Annotated in this window: 18 protein-coding genes; 9 read left to right on the top strand and 9 right to left on the bottom strand. The window is 46.1% G+C overall.

Annotated elements, in window-relative coordinates; all coding sequences use genetic code 11:
• The first annotated feature begins 40 nt into the window (after positions 1-40).
• The 3 genes from V1498_RS17250 (at position 41) to V1498_RS17240 (ending at position 3,303) form a co-directional block, all read left to right on the top strand.
• Positions 41-1,186 carry a glucose-1-phosphate adenylyltransferase gene (locus V1498_RS17250; protein WP_409299333.1) on the top strand — a complete coding sequence of 382 codons (1,146 nt, stop codon included), beginning with the start codon at positions 41-43 and terminating at the stop codon, positions 1,184-1,186.
• A gap of 506 nt (positions 1,187-1,692) precedes the next feature.
• Positions 1,693-1,881 (top strand): hypothetical protein, encoded by a 189-nt coding sequence (locus tag V1498_RS17245; RefSeq protein ID WP_409294937.1) that lies wholly within the window; start codon positions 1,693-1,695, stop codon positions 1,879-1,881.
• A gap of 72 nt (positions 1,882-1,953) precedes the next feature.
• Positions 1,954-3,303 carry an MATE family efflux transporter gene (locus tag V1498_RS17240; RefSeq protein WP_409294935.1) on the top strand — a complete coding sequence of 450 codons (1,350 nt, stop codon included), beginning with the start codon at positions 1,954-1,956 and terminating at the stop codon, positions 3,301-3,303.
• A 66-nt stretch (positions 3,304-3,369) separates the two neighbouring features.
• Here the strand turns inward: V1498_RS17240 and ytaF are convergent, their stop codons facing one another.
• Both ytaF and V1498_RS17230 read right to left on the bottom strand, forming a co-directional pair.
• Positions 3,370-4,023, bottom strand: a complete 654-nt coding sequence (gene ytaF, locus V1498_RS17235; RefSeq protein ID WP_409294933.1) for a sporulation membrane protein YtaF — start codon at positions 4,021-4,023, stop codon at positions 3,370-3,372.
• A 127-nt stretch (positions 4,024-4,150) separates the two neighbouring features.
• The gene (locus V1498_RS17230; protein ID WP_409294931.1) at positions 4,151-5,602 is read right to left on the bottom strand and encodes an alpha-amylase; all 1,452 of its coding nucleotides are present in this window, start codon (positions 5,600-5,602) and stop codon (positions 4,151-4,153) included.
• A 255-nt stretch (positions 5,603-5,857) separates the two neighbouring features.
• On the opposite strand from V1498_RS17230, the gene V1498_RS17225 reads away from it, so the two are divergent.
• From V1498_RS17225 to V1498_RS17210, 4 genes are all read left to right on the top strand, one after another.
• Positions 5,858-6,109, top strand: a complete 252-nt coding sequence (locus V1498_RS17225) for a ferrous iron transport protein A (protein ID WP_409294929.1) — start codon at positions 5,858-5,860, stop codon at positions 6,107-6,109.
• Positions 6,102-6,800: a FeoB small GTPase domain-containing protein gene (locus V1498_RS17220; protein ID WP_409294927.1), complete on the top strand. Its 699-nt coding sequence runs from the start codon at positions 6,102-6,104 to the stop codon at positions 6,798-6,800. The genes V1498_RS17225 and V1498_RS17220 overlap by 8 nt, the downstream gene beginning before the upstream one ends.
• On the top strand, positions 6,797-8,167 hold the full coding sequence (locus V1498_RS17215; protein WP_409294925.1) for a nucleoside recognition domain-containing protein: 1,371 nt from the start codon (positions 6,797-6,799) through the stop codon (positions 8,165-8,167). Before V1498_RS17220 ends, V1498_RS17215 begins: the two co-directional genes overlap by 4 nt.
• Positions 8,168-8,453: 286 nt before the next feature.
• Positions 8,454-9,317 carry an STAS domain-containing protein gene (locus V1498_RS17210; protein ID WP_409294923.1) on the top strand — a complete coding sequence of 288 codons (864 nt, stop codon included), beginning with the start codon at positions 8,454-8,456 and terminating at the stop codon, positions 9,315-9,317.
• 69 nt (positions 9,318-9,386) lie between these two features.
• Here the strand turns inward: V1498_RS17210 and V1498_RS17205 are convergent, their stop codons facing one another.
• Both V1498_RS17205 and V1498_RS17200 read right to left on the bottom strand, forming a co-directional pair.
• The gene (locus V1498_RS17205; protein WP_409294921.1) at positions 9,387-10,196 is read right to left on the bottom strand and encodes a cytochrome c oxidase assembly protein; all 810 of its coding nucleotides are present in this window, start codon (positions 10,194-10,196) and stop codon (positions 9,387-9,389) included.
• Positions 10,186-10,686 carry a DUF2243 domain-containing protein gene (locus tag V1498_RS17200; RefSeq protein ID WP_409294919.1) on the bottom strand — a complete coding sequence of 167 codons (501 nt, stop codon included), beginning with the start codon at positions 10,684-10,686 and terminating at the stop codon, positions 10,186-10,188. Before V1498_RS17200 ends, V1498_RS17205 begins: the two co-directional genes overlap by 11 nt.
• Before the next feature lie 162 nt (positions 10,687-10,848).
• On the opposite strand from V1498_RS17200, the gene modA reads away from it, so the two are divergent.
• Complete coding sequence (modA, locus tag V1498_RS17195) at positions 10,849-11,646, top strand: molybdate ABC transporter substrate-binding protein (RefSeq protein ID WP_409294917.1); 798 nt, start codon at positions 10,849-10,851, stop codon at positions 11,644-11,646.
• Between the two features lie 126 nt (positions 11,647-11,772).
• On the opposite strand, the gene V1498_RS17190 is transcribed toward modA, so the two are convergent.
• From V1498_RS17190 to V1498_RS17175, 4 genes are all read right to left on the bottom strand, one after another.
• The gene (locus tag V1498_RS17190; protein WP_409294915.1) at positions 11,773-12,171 is read right to left on the bottom strand and encodes a disulfide oxidoreductase; all 399 of its coding nucleotides are present in this window, start codon (positions 12,169-12,171) and stop codon (positions 11,773-11,775) included.
• The gene (locus V1498_RS17185) at positions 12,164-12,844 is read right to left on the bottom strand and encodes a DsbA family protein (protein ID WP_409294914.1); all 681 of its coding nucleotides are present in this window, start codon (positions 12,842-12,844) and stop codon (positions 12,164-12,166) included. Before V1498_RS17185 ends, V1498_RS17190 begins: the two co-directional genes overlap by 8 nt.
• Positions 12,845-12,931: 87 nt before the next feature.
• Complete coding sequence (locus V1498_RS17180) at positions 12,932-13,711, bottom strand: M56 family metallopeptidase (RefSeq protein WP_409294913.1); 780 nt, start codon at positions 13,709-13,711, stop codon at positions 12,932-12,934.
• A 74-nt stretch (positions 13,712-13,785) separates the two neighbouring features.
• Positions 13,786-14,202: a BlaI/MecI/CopY family transcriptional regulator gene (locus V1498_RS17175; protein WP_409294911.1), complete on the bottom strand. Its 417-nt coding sequence runs from the start codon at positions 14,200-14,202 to the stop codon at positions 13,786-13,788.
• A gap of 195 nt (positions 14,203-14,397) precedes the next feature.
• Here V1498_RS17175 and V1498_RS17170 point away from each other — a divergent pair, with 195 nt between their 5' ends.
• The gene (locus V1498_RS17170) at positions 14,398-14,784 is read left to right on the top strand and encodes a VOC family protein (protein WP_409294909.1); all 387 of its coding nucleotides are present in this window, start codon (positions 14,398-14,400) and stop codon (positions 14,782-14,784) included.
• A gap of 38 nt (positions 14,785-14,822) precedes the next feature.
• On the opposite strand, the gene V1498_RS17165 is transcribed toward V1498_RS17170, so the two are convergent.
• Positions 14,823-15,692 (bottom strand): cation diffusion facilitator family transporter, encoded by an 870-nt coding sequence (locus V1498_RS17165; RefSeq protein ID WP_409294907.1) that lies wholly within the window; start codon positions 15,690-15,692, stop codon positions 14,823-14,825.
• Positions 15,693-15,730 lie beyond the last annotated feature (38 nt).

Genomic DNA, 15,730 nt, shown 5'->3' with positions numbered 1-15,730 from the left:
AAAATACTTAGGGAGGGAACATATTTTGGCAAAGAAAGAAATGATTGCGATGCTCTTAGCTGGTGGACGTGGTTCCCGTTTGAAGGCATTGACGCAAAATCTGGCGAAACCTGCTGTCCCTTATGGCGGGAAATATAGGATCATTGATTTTACCCTGAGCAATTGCATGAACTCAGGCATCGATACCGTCGGGCTGCTGACTCAGTATCAGCCGCATACTCTTCAGAATTATGTGAGTTCCGGAGAAATCTGGGGATTGAATCAGCGGAATGGGGGCGTCAGCATCCTATCACCGTATCAGTGTGAATCCCAGTACAAATGGTATGAAGGAACGGCTCATTCCATTTACCAGAATCTGAATTTCATCGAAGAGCAAGATCCAGAATATGTCCTGATTCTCTCGGGTGACCATATCTATAAAATGGATTATGGAAAGATGCTGGAACATCATAAAGAACATTCCGCAGATGCCACCATTTCCGTGATAAAGGTTCCCTGGGAGGAGACAGACCGGTTCGGAATCATGAATATGGATCCTGATTCAAGCAGAATCACAGAATTTGAAGAAAAGCCGAAAAAGGCTAAATCCAATCTGGCATCCATGGGCATCTATATCTTTAACTGGAAAACCCTGAAAACGTTACTTAAGCAAATGGACTATGATACAGATTCATTCCTTGATTTTGGAAAAGATGTTATCCCTCATATGCTTAATGCAAATCATCACCTCTCGGCTTATCAGTTTGACGGATATTGGAAAGATGTCGGCACAGTTGATAGTTTTTGGGAAGCAAACCTGGACCTGCTGTCCGCGGATAAAAATCCCCTGCTGCATCATAAAGACTGGCCAATATATACCGCTAACCACTGCCACCCTCCATTATTTTTAGATGAGTCATCCACGGTTAAGCAATCACTGATCAGTGAAGGCTGCGAGATTCATGGACATGTTCACAAATCGGTTCTTTCACACGGAGTGAAAGTAGGGAAAGGCTCTATCATCAGAAACTCCGTCCTGCTCCCTAATGCAGTGGTGGGAGAGAACGTAAGAATTGAAAATGCAGTAATAGGATCCGGAGCGGTCATAAAAAGCAATATTGGAATAGGCACCGCCACGGAAGTGACATTGGTAGGGGAAAAAGAAATAGTCTTTAACAAAAACAGCACCGTGCGAAAAGGGGCCTGATCCCTCAAGCACCTCGTATATTAAGATAAAAGGCTGCTATGGGGCAGCCTTTTTAGTATGTTTTGGTGCTGTTACGAAGAGAGGGTGAGTTACCCCGGCAGCCGGGGGAGTAAAAGCACACACCTGCCATTGGAGCAAATCTGTGGAGGAGATTCAGGAGGTTCCTGGCGTAGGTATTTTTCTTCATCGGGGGTATGAAGGACATTTTGGAGCTGGTTGAGAATTGAAAAGTCCTTCATCAGGGGTATGAAGGACATTTTGGAGCTGGTTGAGAGGTGAAAAGTCCTTCATCGGGGGTATGAAGGACATTTTGAAGCTGGTTGAGAATTTAAAAGTCCTTCATAGGCGATATGAAGACCTTTTTGAAGCTGATTGAGAGGTGAAAAGTCCTTCATCGGGGGTATGAAGGACATTTTGAAGCTGGTTGAGAATTTAATAGTCCTTCATAGGGGATATGAAGACCTTTTTGAAGCTGATTTAGAGGCGAAAAGTCCTTCATCGGGGGTATGAAAGACTTTTTGGAGCAATTAGGAGGTGAAACGTCCCATGAGGAGTATGAAGGACTTTTTAAATCTGACTTGGAAGGTGAAACGTCCCCCATCCTGGCGGCAGCCGTATCTCCTGCATATGTGGAGCACTTTCGCTGCAATCAGTCCATAGCCGTACAGGATGTCATAACAGCTATTTTGTTATGATAGAGATATATAGGGTCCGGGATGCTGGCTTTAAAGGCTTTTGCTCCTGCTGATTAGGAGAGGGTGAAAGAAATGCAGAATGATAGACGGCAGAAAGTCTCTGTTATATTGGCATTGGCCATTCCGGCCATGATAGAAAGCATCCTGCAGACGGTTGTTGGATTTGCAGATACTTTGTTCGTGGCAAGGATCGGGCTGGATAAGGTGACTGCCGTGGGGATAGCCAATACTATTTTGGCTATTTATATTGCTATCTTTATGGCCATTGGGGTCGGAACATCATCTATCATTGCGAGATTGATCGGGGCTGGGGATTTCAAAGCAGCGGGGGCGGCTGCCAAACAGTCAGCCTTCCTTTCCGTAATAGCCGGCATCATTGCAGGAATTGTGACCCTGTTCTTTGCAGAATCGCTGCTGAGAGTAATGGGAGCAAGTCCTGAAGTTCTCCAAGAGGGAGCTTTATATTTACGGATAGTCGGTGTGCCATCCGTCTTTATTTCTCTTATGCTGATATTTGGAAGCATTCTAAGGGCATCTGGAGATACAAAGACACCGATGAAGGTGGGATGGTGGATCAATATTATCCATATCGGCCTGGATTATATCCTGATCTTCGGGTTATATATGATTCCCGGGATGGGAGTGGCGGGAGCAGCCCTCGCCACAGTGCTAGTCCGCGTTCTAGGCACTGTGCTGTTGTATATCAAAATCAAAAAATCGAAGACAGCCTTCTCCCTTTTTGCCAGGCAGACTCCACTTGTAAAAAGCTTTGGGCCGCCCATCATCAAATTGTCCGGACCTGCTGCCATTGAGCGTTTGATCATGCGGCTGGGGCAGGTGCTTTATTTTGGTCTGATTGTCCGGATGGGTACTGAAACGTATGCAGCTCATACGATTGCAGGCAACATCGAGGCTTTTTCGTACATGCCGGGCTATGGCCTTGCCATCGCAGCGACGACACTTGTCGGCCAGAGCATGGGAGCAGGACGAGTGAGGGATGCCTATCGATATGGGATGCTGACAACGTTCATCGCTGTCCTATTCATGAGTTTCATCGGCGTTCTGTTATTCTTTTTGTCTCCCTGGTTTGCTGCCTGGTTTACGGAGGACCGGAGTGCTGCTGCCATGGTTGTGACGGCCTTGAGAATCGACGCTTTTGCACAGCCTGCCGTTGCTGCAAGCCTGGTGCTGGCCGGAGCATTGCAGGGTGCGGGTGATACAAAGAGCCCGATGTACAGCACGGCAGCGGGAATGTGGGGAATACGTGTGGCAGGCGTGTATATCCTTGGAATTCTATGCGGTTTGGGGATTGCGGGAATATGGCTTGCCATAGCTATTGATCTCGCTGCAAGGTCAGTTTATCTTTATTTTCGCTTCCGCAAACTTATTAAACCGGTGGAACAGGCTGAATCAGCTCTGTAACCAAAAAAATAATCTGTCCCAAAAGCATAGAAGTAATTCTAAGCAGCTAAAGGGACAGACGTTTTATTAAAAAATCAGTTTATATAGTCCAAGAAGAATCAGCATGAATCCTGGCAGTACCTGAAGCTCATTCATCCCTTTGACATTGCTGCATCTTTTCCCTGCCTTTGTGCCTGCGAGCAGGATGACTGAGCTGATGACCGCCATGAGCACAGGAGTCAGGATTAAAGGGGTTCCCTGAAGGGCAGCCCCGATTCCGGCCCCGAGCGCATCAAGCGCCAGCGCCAGACCTAACATGAGAGACTCCCGCAGTGAGATCCTGCCGGATTGATCGGCGTCTGCAAGCTCGGGCTGATTAAGGATTTCTATAACAATTCTGATATTAAACAGCTTCATGCTTTTCCTTTTTCTCCGGGCCTCAGGTCTCGCCCCGGATTTTAAATTCTCCTTTTTACGAAGTGAATTCAAGACAGCACTAATGCCGAGAAATATTAAAATCAGCGCACCGATCATCACTGTGCTTCCTGACGGCAGATGCCGGCTTAGACTATGGCCGATCAGCATGGAAAGGAAGAAAGCAGCCCCAGTAAGGGCCCCGATGATCACAAGCGGCGGATAAGGTATGGCAATGCCTTTCAGTCCGTAAGAAAATCCAACTGTGAAACTGTCAAAACTCAGTGAGATTCCAAGTGCCATGATAAATAAAATCTCTGCAAACATAATATCCTCCCATAGGCAGTGAGTAGTGCTCCACATACTATGAAGAGGATAAAAATAATTGCATGTACATTCTATTTTTTATGCTGCAGACAGCTGAAGAAAGCATTCAAGATGCTGTGAAAGGGACCTACTTTTTAGCCCAGACTGAAACACTACCGCCGTTTACCGGGAAGGCTGCATGTCCATCTTCTTCTATGGTGATTTCATCCTCCCTTGATCCTGTAAGATCAATCCAGATCTGACCGGCTTTGTTTTCTCCGGCGAACATCCGCTTTTCGCCTTCATCGCCGTTGGATATTACTACTGCACAGCCTGAATCCTCGAATTCATCAACACCGTGGCGCACCCAGCCGATGGTATTCGGGTGGTCAAAGTAATCTGTCTGTTCCCCATATGCTTTATCGTACCTGGCGCACAGAAGTGCATCCAATATATCCTTTTTGCCTTCTTCCGGCTCTGGGCCGCCAATGCCGTAATAATCTCCATAAAAGAGAACCGGATATCCATCCCTCCGGAGCAGGATGAGGGCATATGCGCTTGGTTTAAACCAGTCCTGCACCCATGATTCAAGTGCCTCATGGGGCTGGGAATCATGATTGTCCACAAAAGTGACAGCATTCATGGGATGCGAGCTGACAAGGGTTTCCTCAAAAATGGAGGACAAGTCAAAATTCCTGCCTTCAATAGAGGCCTGATGGAGCTTGTAATGCAAGGGAACATCAAATAAATCAATGTTATAGTCAACCTGGTCCAAATATTTCTGGCAGGCATCAAGGTCCGGTTTCCAGAATTCGCCGACAAAGTAAAAATCATCTCCACGGTACTTGAACATCTCTTCAACAAATTCACGGACAAAATTGTGATTGATGTGCTTGATAGCATCAAGGCGGTAGCCATCGCAGTTAAGTGTGTCAGAAAGCCATTTTCCCCACTCAATCATTTCCTTCTGGACATCCCTGTGATCATAATCGATATTGGCGAACATCAGATAATCATAGTTGCCGAATTCGTCATCCACATGATCATTCCAGTCTTTATGTTCTCCCACAATCTTATAAACACCGGTTTTATCCCTCTTGGCATCATAATCTGTCCCATTGAAATGTCCAAAATCCCATTGGAATTCTGAATATCTGCCGGCCCGTCCGGGGAACGTGAACTTGGTCCAGCCCTCAATATCAAATGGTTCGGATATTTCTTCAGTCCGGTTCTCCTGGTCGACCTCGATCACTTGGAATAATTCCGTTTCATCGGCCCCGGCTTTGTGATTCATCACAATGTCGATATATACCTTGAGGCCCTCTATATGACAGGCGGAAATTGCATCAATCAATTCAAGCTTAGTACCATATTTCGTGCGGATGGATCCTTTTTGGTCAAATTCTCCGAGATCGTACAGGTCGTAAGGAGCATAGCCGTTATCATCCGGCGAGGTGGCTTTTGTGACAGGGGGGAGCCATATCGAGGAGATTCCTTTTTCTTTTAAAGATGGAGCAAGCTCTTTCAGACGGTTCCAGTGCATGCCATCGGCTTCTGTGTGCCATTCAAAGAATTGAATAATTGTATGATTTCGCTCCATGAGCTTTCCTCCTAAAATCGCATGAAATGTCATGCAGTCATAATAGGATTACTTACCCAGTTATTTACCGGACGAACCTACTTTGTGAAAAATTTAATACTTTATTGCTTTAAACAGTCATACATCGGCCAGGCAGGAAGCAAAAACATGTTTACAGAAGGCCATATTATTTTTTTGATTGACATTATTCAAAAACAAACATAGTATAAATTAAAAGTTGCGTTAAGGAAACAAATTAGAACGGAGGGAAAATAAATGGGTGTAGTCAATAAAATCAAACTATCTCAAGGGAAGAAAGGGGATTCCATAAAAATCACTTCTATGAACCTTGAGGGTGTGATGCGAAGAAGGCTCATGGATTTAGGCTTTGTCCCTGGAGCTGTCGTCCAGGTGGTAAGGAAAAGTCCTCTGGGAGATCCTGTCGCATTCAGGGTAAGCCAGACCGTGATCGCCCTGCGGAAACAGGAGAGCTATAACATAGAAGGGGAGCTGCTGCCGAATGACTGACACATATAGAGTCGCACTTGCTGGAAATCCAAACACCGGGAAAAGCACTTTGTTCAATGCGTTGACAGGGCTGAAGCAGCACACCGGCAACTGGGCCGGCAAGACCGTCTCGCTTGCTGAAGGGACCATCCGCCATAAGGGAGCAGTCATCAGGCTGATTGACCTGCCGGGTACTTATTCACTTTTCTCCAATTCAGCAGATGAAGAGGCGGCACGCAATTATATAGCGTTTGAAAAACCGGATTTAACACTGGTTGTCCTCGATGCAACCGCTCTTGAACGGAATATGAACCTGGCACTTCAGGTATTGGAAATCACAAAAAATGTCATCATCTGCATCAATTTGATGGATGAAGCGGAAAAGCAGGGAATTCAGATCAATGAACAGCTGCTGACGAGGCGGCTTGGAGTCCCCGTTATAAAAATCTCGGCCAGAAATAAAACCGGCATCCCCATGCTCCTCGATACGATGGACCGGATCTTGAAGGGCGTAATTGAATGCAATCCCATCCAGATGGTTTATAAACCGGAGATTGAAGAGAAAATCAGCGCCATGGAGGAAAAAGTAAAAAAAATTGTGGGGAACACACTATCACCCCGCTGGGTTGCATTGCGTCTATTGGACGGAGATGAAGGGCTTTTAAGGGAAATAAACAGGCAGATTGCCACGCATAGGGGGGAAGTGCAATGAATTTAGAAGGTTTGTATACGGAAGCAAAGACTCTCTCATCCTCCGGGCTCAGGGATGATATCATCCAGCAGCTCTATGAAAACAGCAGATCTCTGTGCGGTCAGGCGGTGACTTCTAAACAGTCCCATGATGCACGGACTGAAAAACTGGATGCTATCTTCACTTCGCCGATCCTCGGCTTTCCTATCATGATCATCATGCTGGGAGTTGTTTTTTATCTAACCATTGCCGGTGCCAATATTCCGTCTTCGCTGCTTGCCCAGTTTTTCGGCTGGATTGAAAACTACCTGACACAAGCATTCCATTATGCGGGGGCGCCCGGGTGGCTTCACGGACTCCTGGTCTTGGGGTTATACAGGGGTTCCACCTGGGTCATTAGCGTCATGCTGCCTCCTATGGCCATATTCTTTCCTGTGTTTGCACTCCTTGAAAATTTTGGCTATCTGCCCCGGGTTGCCTTTAATATGGACCGCATCTTCAAGAAGGCAGGTGCACATGGAAAGCAGTCCTTGACCATGGCGATGGGGTTTGGCTGCAATGCTGCCGCTGTCATGTCATCGAGGATCATTGAGTCGCCGAGAGAGAGGATGCTCGCAATCCTGACGAATAACTTTGTACCATGCAACGGCCGCTGGGGAACGCTGATTATTTTATCATCCATGTTCATGGCCGCCAATTTCACAGGCGGATGGAAAATGCTTGTTTCAGCAGGAGTGGTGGTAAGCCTCGTGTTATTCGGAATCCTGGTGACTTTCTTTGTTTCCTGGGCATTGAGCAAAACGGCCCTGAAAGGTGTGCCCACTCACTATACTCTTGAGCTGCCCCCATACCGGCGCCCGAAATTCTTTGATACAGTCATTCGCTCGTCGCTTACAAAGTCCTGGACCGTGCTGGTCAGGGCAGTCAAGGTTGCAGCTCCTGCAGCCGTCCTTACCTGGGTGATTGCCAATGTATATATCGGTGATTTGAGCCTCCTGATGCATTGTGTAAACTTTTTGGATCCATTCGGGAGGATGCTCGGTCTTGATGGGTATATCCTGTTTGCATTCATACTCGGTCTTCCGGCAAATGAAATCGTGCTTCCTATCCTGCTGATGGGATACCTGTCTACGGGTTCTCTCACCGAATTGGATAGTTTGGCAGATTTGAAGAAAGTATTCCTCGAGCATGGCTGGACCTGGGTCACGGCCTTGAATATGATGCTGTTTTCCCTGCTGCATTATCCATGCGGGACAGCTCTCCTTAATATTTACAAAGAGACGAAGAGTAAAAAATGGACCTTCCTTGCCTTTTTAATTCCGACTGTACTGGCGATTCTTGTACCGTTTATCATTGCCCAGGCAGCAGGATTGTTCGGCTGGATCTAAATAGAAGACTAGATGCCGGGAAGTAATCCCGGCTCTTCTGTGGAAAAGGGCCGGAGCTGCATGTATTATAAGCCTTCCTGCAGGCAGGTATAAACACTATGTATCTTGCTGGCATTCCTGGTGTGCCTTACTCCGCTCCACCGCCTTATTGTGTTTGTTCCTGCTTTTGACCAGGTTCCTTTCCTGCATGGGCTGTGAGTAGAAAACTCATGTTTGTTTTCTGCTTAAATTGGTTAAAAAGTACCGTGGATGTTATCATGGGGGAAAGAAACTGAGAGGATCCCTCATGAATACTTTAAGCGATATTACCCTTGGGACAAAAACCTTCAAAAATTTTGAAGATGCAGCAGACAGCATTCTGATCATGTTGAGCAAGCTTTTGGATATCAACACCCTTTTCATCGCTAAAAATGATAGTCAAGTAAACTCCATTGTCAAGGTCCTCAATAAGGATGATCATTTACTGTCAGAAGGGGATTCCCTGCCTTTTGAACAAACCTTCTGCAAGCTGAGTGTCGATCATGGCAGTGAAGTGCTTGTCATACCTGACCTTAATAGAAGTGATCAGACTAGCTCATTGGACGTAACAAAAGGCCTTGGCGGCGGAACTTTCATCGGCATACCGATTTATTATGTAGATGGAAAGAATTATGGAACAATCTGCGGACTGGATACCAGGAATATCACAATCTCGGAACAACATATTGAATTGTTCCGGAGAATGGCTTCCCTGCTTACATATGTACTGGAATTGGATGATGCCTATCAGCAGATTCAGAGTCTGTCTGCTCCGTTTGTTCCCATCACGAAAGGAGTCGCCATCCTGCCTATCATCGGTGTGATTACCGAATACCGGGCTGGAAATATCCTCCTTTTCGCCCTGTCAAAAAGCCAGCATTTGTCGCTGGAATACCTGATCATTGATCTGTCCGGAATTCTCAGGGTAGATCATCTGGTAATTGCTTCTTTAATGAAGATTGTAAATTTATTAGGATTGATCGGCGTAAAACCCATCCTGACAGGTCTCAGTCCTGAGGTTGCGCGGAAAGTCGTTGAAGCAGGTGCTGATTTAAACGATATAAGCACCGAGGCCAATCTGGAGCGGGCAATCTACAAGATCGGCTTTACTCTTCAAAAAAGGATAAAGTAAAGCCAGATCAACAAGTCCGTTTCCGGGTACTGCCCGGGAACGGACTTTTTCTGGTGGTCTGGCTCTAACTTATCTGGTCACTGCCATTTTGGCTGATGGCCTGACTGCCTTATACCACTGGGAACATAAAATCACGATGATAGCTGCGTCGATAACATCACCGGCATAATACATGATCATAGCGCCGGTTTCAGCATCTCCTGCCGCCACGCCTCCTGGCGGATGGGCGTACAGGTATTTGGACAAAATGCCGTGTCCCGCCATGAAGAGAATCAGGACGGCTGCACGAAAGCCAGACGAAATTCTGTGAGGCACAGGATCTATGTAAATAATAGCGGCAGTGAAAAGAAAGCCAGCCAGGAAAATATGGAGATGAATGATGAAATAGAGAAATATATTCTGGTGCATCAGCGAAAATAGCGGGGTTGCATAGAGAAGCCAGAGCCCGCCCAAGTTAAGGACCGCTGCGAATACAGGATGGATGAACAGGCGGGGGAGACCCATCTTCAGCCAGCTGGTCAATCTCCGGGAAGCGGATGTGCTGAGCGACCTCATTAAAAGGGTCATCGGTGCACCTGTGACCATCAGGAGCGGAGCGAGCATTCCCAGTAACACATGTCCCGCCATATGCGCCCTGAAATCAGAATGAGAAAGATCTGCAAGCGGACCTGAAACTGCTGCGAGAGCGCATAGCGCCCCAGCTCCAAATCCTAAAATCCGGCGGCTGGGCCAGGATTTATACCTCCTCCTGGAATAATAGGCAGCAAACGCATACAGAAGCAGGCCGGCTATGAATAGGGCGGCCAAAAGAATCCGGGGGATAAGCCAGCTCTCGGGCATAAATTCGCCGCCCTTCACAGAGTGGTGATCATGATTCATATGAAGACTCCTCCTGCCTGCCTTTCTTCCGCATGATCAGATAAAAGCCAGCCAGCATCATGAGAGCTGCTGTGATATTCCAGACAAGATCGTATATAAACACATGATCCACATAACGGATTTGATGGATGCGCATCCATTTATGCTGGATAATTCCATCGTATAACTGAAAGCCTCCAGCGCCAAGGAGCTTGCCTCCCCACCATTTGGCATGCCACAATCCCTTCCTCCGCCTGAGGTCAGCGAGAATGAATAACCCGGCGATGGTGGCGAACCAGCTGAATGCGTGGAATAACCCATCAGAAACCAAGCCTGCCGCCGTTGTGGATTTGTCGTAGAAGTGATGCCAGCGCAGCAGCTGATGGAAGACGGTTTCATCTATGAACGCGGCAAAGCCGATGCCGAACAGGGCGCCAGACCATATATTGCGTTTTTTATAGTGGAAACGGTCAGGATTTAAATTCCCGTTCGGGTGTCTGTGATTGGACATGCGCCATTCCCCCCTTTTTCCTGATTTCTTCATTATTTCCCTTTCAGCTCTCAGGCTAAGCATGGGAAAAGGATAAAGTCAGAACTGCCTATCATATTTTGCTATAATCATTTAATAAGAGTCGGTGCCGCTGGAAACGGCATGAGAAGGAGGAGGGGGATCATGAAGCTTAAGCATGTATTAATTTTCTCTACCCTGCTGATGCTGTCAGGCTGCGGAGCTCCTGATCAACGGTATGCCGGGGATAGGGATCAACAGCAAAAGGAACAGGAAAAGGTTAAGATCACAGTCTCAGCAGCTGCAAGTCTGCAGGAAACTCTTGACGAAATTGCTGATGCCTTTGAAAAGGAACATCCTCATATAGATGTGTCTTATAATTTTGGATCATCAGGTGCGCTACAGCAGCAAATTTCCCAAGGGGCACCTGTGGATTTGTTCTTCTCAGCTGCTCAGGATAAGTTCAAAATCCTTGCTGATGAAGGATTGATTGAAACCGGTACGGAGCTTGCAGAAAATGAACTCGTCCTGGTTGTGCCCAGGGGTTCCGGTAAAGGAATCAAAACCTTTCAAGACCTGGGAAAAGCGGGAAGGCTGGCACTTGGGACACCTGCTTCCGTCCCGGCTGGCCAGTATGCGGAGGAATCATTGAAAAGCCAGGGAATCTGGGAAGCAGTGAAACAAAAAGTAGTGTATGGCAAAGACGTGCGCCAGGTGCTTACATATGTTGAATCAAGCAATGTCGATGCAGGAGTTGTCTATAAAACAGATGCCTTGTCTTCCTCCAAAGTGGAAATTGCTGCTTCAGCACCCGAAAATACCCACACTCCCATCATTTATCCTGCGGGAATCGTAAAGGATACAAAACATGGGAAAGAAGCTGAGCTTTTCTATGAATTTCTGCAGGAAAAAAAGGCGCTGGATATTATGGTGAAGCATGGGTTTAAGAAAGTGGATAAGTAAAGCCAGGGCTAATACATTACCTGGTTACGATTGCAGGAGCACATAAGATAATTGACGCAGAATTTTTTTATTTGGGGGATACCCCTAAAAATACGGGACAGCACCAATTAGGCTCTGTCCCGTTCCTTACTTTTTCTTCAGTTTCCACAAACAGACTGTGATGATGGTGAAGGCAGTAAGGGCTAAAAATGGAATGGTGATGAATCCAAGCAGATTGATATATTCTCCGGAGCACGGGACTCCTCCTGTGCAGACCTCGAACTCCTGCATGAATGGAAGCTTTTGAAGGCTATAGTGATAGGCAGACACCACCATGCCGAGAAACGAAAGAGGCAGGGCATAGCGGTATACTGAATGATCGCGTTTATATACGGCGATGCCGAGAATGACAGCGAGGGGATACATCAAGATCCGCTGATACCAGCATAATGTACATGGCACAAAATGCAGGACTTCGCTGAAATAAAGACTGCCAAGGGCAGCAATGACAGCACTCAGCCAGGAAACTCCGAGAGCTTTACTCACTTTGCTTCTCCTTCGCCTCTTTGTTGACCATATCGATCAGATCTTGATAAGTCTTTCCTTTAAACTGTTTTCCGTTCACAAAGAAAGTGGGAGTTCCGGTAACGCCCAATTCCTTCACAAGAGACAAATCATTTTTCAGTTCCTTTTCATACTTTTCCTCATCGAATGCTTTCATCACTTTATCCACATTATTTTTGCCCGTGTTCTCTTTTAAAATGCGGGTTAAAAAGCTTGCTGAATAAATGTCCATTTGTTCGTACTTTGGATCGTCAGGCTGCTGCTTGTATAATTCATCATGGAATTTCCAAAACTCTGCATTTCCCAGTTCATGGAATACTGTTTCCCCGAAAAGGGCAGAGCGGCTTGAATCCTTATAAATGATCGGGTCATTCATAAAGTAGAGTTTGGCTTTGCCTGTATCAATCAAATCTTTTTTTATCTGTGGAAATACCGAGAGTGTAAAATTTTTGCAGACGGGGCACTTGTAATCCCCAAATTCCACAATATTGACCGGTGCCGATTCTTTTCCTAAATATGGCTGGCTGCGGTAATCAAAAGAAGCTTCCTTTCCCTGCATATTGCTGAGTATCGCAATTCCAGCAGCAGCTGCAATGATCAATCCAACCACTAAAAAGAAAAAAAGATTGGACTGGCCGGTTTTTTTTGTTTTCATTTGGACACCTCATAGATTAATAGATTTTTAATATGCACTTTAACACTACAAATTGTAGTGTTAAAGACTTGAAGAATCAAGTGACAGTCATGTGACCGTCACTAGAGTCAAAGCCAGCAGGCACAGCAGAACATACACCGAAACAGCCACTGTAGTGCTGCTCAATTTCAGCGGTATATTTTTTTGCGGTTCAACTAATTGCTGAAGCCTTAAATTAACAGCTTCTTTTGCAAAAAAGGCAGCAGCAGGCACTGCATCAAAAGAAGTGCGGCTCCTGATCAGCTTCAGCAGTGCCGTGCTTAAATCCAGGCCGCTTCCCATCCGGCTGATTGCATATTCATCAGCCGACAGCTCGCTTAGGATCCGATAATTCCGGTAGCACCAGCCTGTCAGCGGAACAAAAAAGAAGGCCTGTGATATCAGCTGCAATAAAAACAGCTTCAAAGAATCTTTATTCCGCCCATGAAACGATTCATGCTCGACCACAGCACGCAGCTCTTCTTCATGAAGCAAGGAAAGCAGGCCTGTGCTGAGTACGATGGAAGTCCTGAAGAAGCCAATGGAAAAAGCGCCAGGAGCAGAATCTGTTATGACTAAAATATCTAGGTGCTCAGGTCTCAGGTCTTTATTGGCTTTTTCAGTTAAGCCGAAATCCATCAGCGAATGGATACGCCGCTTGAATTTCTTTAATAGGAAAGCCTGCTCTGCAGCCTTCCAGACTATGGTGATAACACTATAGGAAATTAAGACATTCAATAGAATGATTGCAAGGAAGTAATACAAGGAATCCTCATTGAAGAGGCTGAAACAAAATTTAAAGAAGTTCGCTTGAATATTGACTCCAAACAGAAGATGAACCATAAACATCCCCATTTGTCCCCAAATGAAGAAGGCGATTAAGAAACTGAGGGATAATACAATAAAAGATTGCTTCTTCCACATCACATTTTTTCCTTCTTCATTCTTTTAATTTTCTCCTCCAGCTGTTCAAGCAGGCTTTGATCCACATCTTTCATGGCATCAAGCATGTGGCTGATCACCACACCGCCAAATTCATCCAAAAGATTTTCAGTCAGCCTCTTGGATTGTTCTTCGATGAACTGAGACTTGGTCAGTACCGGCCGGAAATAGGAGAGCCTTCCCTCTGTTCTTTTCACAAGGATCCCTTTAGCACTCAGCCGCTTCATCACAGTCATAACGGTGTTGAAATTGAGCGGCTTGTCAGCCTCCAGATGCTGCTGCACCGATTTAATGGTCTGCTCATCGTTCTGCCAGAGAAATTCCATGATCTTAGCTTCCAGCGGCCCAAAGAAGCGGTCCAGGCCGGCTTTGTCATATTTAAAATGATTGATATTCATTAAAACGCCTCCACTACAAATTGTAGTGTTTGTCCCATTTACAATCAAGTCTTATTCGTTGATAAATAATGACTAAATACGACCAGGGGCAGGAATGATAGCCTTTTTTGTGGAAGTGAGCAATGGTTGAACTGCGGGAGGCGCCTCTTCCAACAGCGCCGCTTCGAATTGATGAAAAAATAGGAGGATGAAAAAATGAAATTCAGTACGCCGCAAGTGAATCTTTATGTGGAAGATCTGGAAAAATCCCGGGCCTTCTATGAAAGACTCGGTTTCGAACACCGCTTTACAGCAGAAATTGGCGGAAAAGAGACGCATCATGAATTTGTATTGGACGGGTTTACTTTAGGTATTGCAACCAAGGAGTCCGCGAGGGATGTGCATGGGCTGTCTCCGGGGAAAAATGAAGGCTGTGAAATTGTGCTGTGGACGGAGGATTCTGATGCAGCCATTGAATTTCTTGCTGAACACGGAGTTACCATCCTGTCTGAACCTGCAGATTTCTTAAATCTAAGAGCCGGCTACATCCAGGACCCAGATGGTAACCCCATTCATATTGTGTGTAAACGGCTGAAAGATTGATCCATGTGAAACCAAAATAAAAAGCCCTGCCGGACTTTTTAATTGGGCTCAACATGAACATGTACATTATAAACATCGTGCTTGTATTTCAATTCTTTCTCCACAATCGTGGAAATATCATGTGCATCCTTTAACTCCAAATCCGGTTTGACAAGAATGACGATATCTACAACGGAATTACTGCCATACTGCCTTGCCCGGATGTCCTTCACACCTTTCACACCATGGACATCCAGGGTTGTTTTTTTATATGCTTCAAGCAGCATCTCATCATATCCGTCCGTCAGTGCAAGTGATGCATCGCGGAATATATCCCAAGCTGTCTTGCAAATCAGGATTCCCACAATAAAGGCTGCTGCCGGATCAAGCCAGGTAAGTCCAAATTGAGAACCGATTATGCCGATAGCGGTGCCAATGCTGACCCAGGCATCTGAAATATTGTCCTTCGCTGCTGCCATAACGGAACCGCTGTTGATTTTAATAGAAATCTTTTTATTATTGCGGTAGACAAAAAACATCACAGCCGCCGAAAACAGGCCTGTCCAGGCTGCAATCAGGTCAGGCGGTACATGGCTTCCCTCAAACACAGAGCGGCCGGCAGCGTATAGAACCTGTATGCCCACCGCCATCATGATAAAAGAAGCAACCATCGAGGCAACGGTTTCCGATCTCCAATGACCGTAAGGGTGGTTCCTGTCAGCCGGTCTGCGGGACAGCTTCAAGCCAACCAGGACGGCAGCAGAAGCAATGATATCGGTTGTATTATTCAATCCGTCGGCCTTCAAAGCCTGTGAATCTGAAATATATCCGATAAACAGCTTGAGTGCCGATAGAACGAGATAAGCCATTATGCTTATAATGACGCCGCGTTCACCCAATTTCAGGTTTTGATATTTTTCTTCTTCCATGGCAAGTCCTCCCCCGAATCGTTTCCTCCATAAGCGTA

Origin of the sequence: Paraperibacillus marinus, assembly GCF_046237605.1 — a bacterium.
GTDB lineage: Bacteria > Bacillota > Bacilli > Bacillales > DSM-1321 > Paraperibacillus > Paraperibacillus marinus.
This window is presented reverse-complemented; position numbering and strand designations above follow the sequence as displayed.

What these genes read in the sequence shown, in the direction of transcription:
- V1498_RS17250 (WP_409299333.1), top strand. Translation starts at nt 41, where the DNA reads ATGATTGCGATGCTCTTAGCTGGTGGACGTGGTTCCCGTTTGAAGGCA.
- V1498_RS17245 (WP_409294937.1), top strand. Translation starts at nt 1,693, where the DNA reads ATGAAAGACTTTTTGGAGCAATTAGGAGGTGAAACGTCCCATGAGGAG.
- V1498_RS17240 (WP_409294935.1), top strand. Translation starts at nt 1,954, where the DNA reads ATGCAGAATGATAGACGGCAGAAAGTCTCTGTTATATTGGCATTGGCC.
- ytaF (WP_409294933.1), bottom strand. Translation starts at nt 4,023, where the DNA reads ATGTTTGCAGAGATTTTATTTATCATGGCACTTGGAATCTCACTGAGT.
- V1498_RS17230 (WP_409294931.1), bottom strand. Translation starts at nt 5,602, where the DNA reads ATGGAGCGAAATCATACAATTATTCAATTCTTTGAATGGCACACAGAA.
- V1498_RS17225 (WP_409294929.1), top strand. Translation starts at nt 5,858, where the DNA reads ATGGGTGTAGTCAATAAAATCAAACTATCTCAAGGGAAGAAAGGGGAT.
- V1498_RS17220 (WP_409294927.1), top strand. Translation starts at nt 6,102, where the DNA reads ATGACTGACACATATAGAGTCGCACTTGCTGGAAATCCAAACACCGGG.
- V1498_RS17215 (WP_409294925.1), top strand. Translation starts at nt 6,797, where the DNA reads ATGAATTTAGAAGGTTTGTATACGGAAGCAAAGACTCTCTCATCCTCC.
- V1498_RS17210 (WP_409294923.1), top strand. Translation starts at nt 8,454, where the DNA reads ATGAATACTTTAAGCGATATTACCCTTGGGACAAAAACCTTCAAAAAT.
- V1498_RS17205 (WP_409294921.1), bottom strand. Translation starts at nt 10,196, where the DNA reads ATGAATCATGATCACCACTCTGTGAAGGGCGGCGAATTTATGCCCGAG.
- V1498_RS17200 (WP_409294919.1), bottom strand. Translation starts at nt 10,686, where the DNA reads ATGTCCAATCACAGACACCCGAACGGGAATTTAAATCCTGACCGTTTC.
- modA (WP_409294917.1), top strand. Translation starts at nt 10,849, where the DNA reads ATGAAGCTTAAGCATGTATTAATTTTCTCTACCCTGCTGATGCTGTCA.
- V1498_RS17185 (WP_409294914.1), bottom strand. Translation starts at nt 12,844, where the DNA reads ATGAAAACAAAAAAAACCGGCCAGTCCAATCTTTTTTTCTTTTTAGTG.
- V1498_RS17180 (WP_409294913.1), bottom strand. Translation starts at nt 13,711, where the DNA reads ATGTTTATGGTTCATCTTCTGTTTGGAGTCAATATTCAAGCGAACTTC.
- V1498_RS17175 (WP_409294911.1), bottom strand. Translation starts at nt 14,202, where the DNA reads ATGAATATCAATCATTTTAAATATGACAAAGCCGGCCTGGACCGCTTC.
- V1498_RS17170 (WP_409294909.1), top strand. Translation starts at nt 14,398, where the DNA reads ATGAAATTCAGTACGCCGCAAGTGAATCTTTATGTGGAAGATCTGGAA.
- V1498_RS17165 (WP_409294907.1), bottom strand. Translation starts at nt 15,692, where the DNA reads ATGGAAGAAGAAAAATATCAAAACCTGAAATTGGGTGAACGCGGCGTC.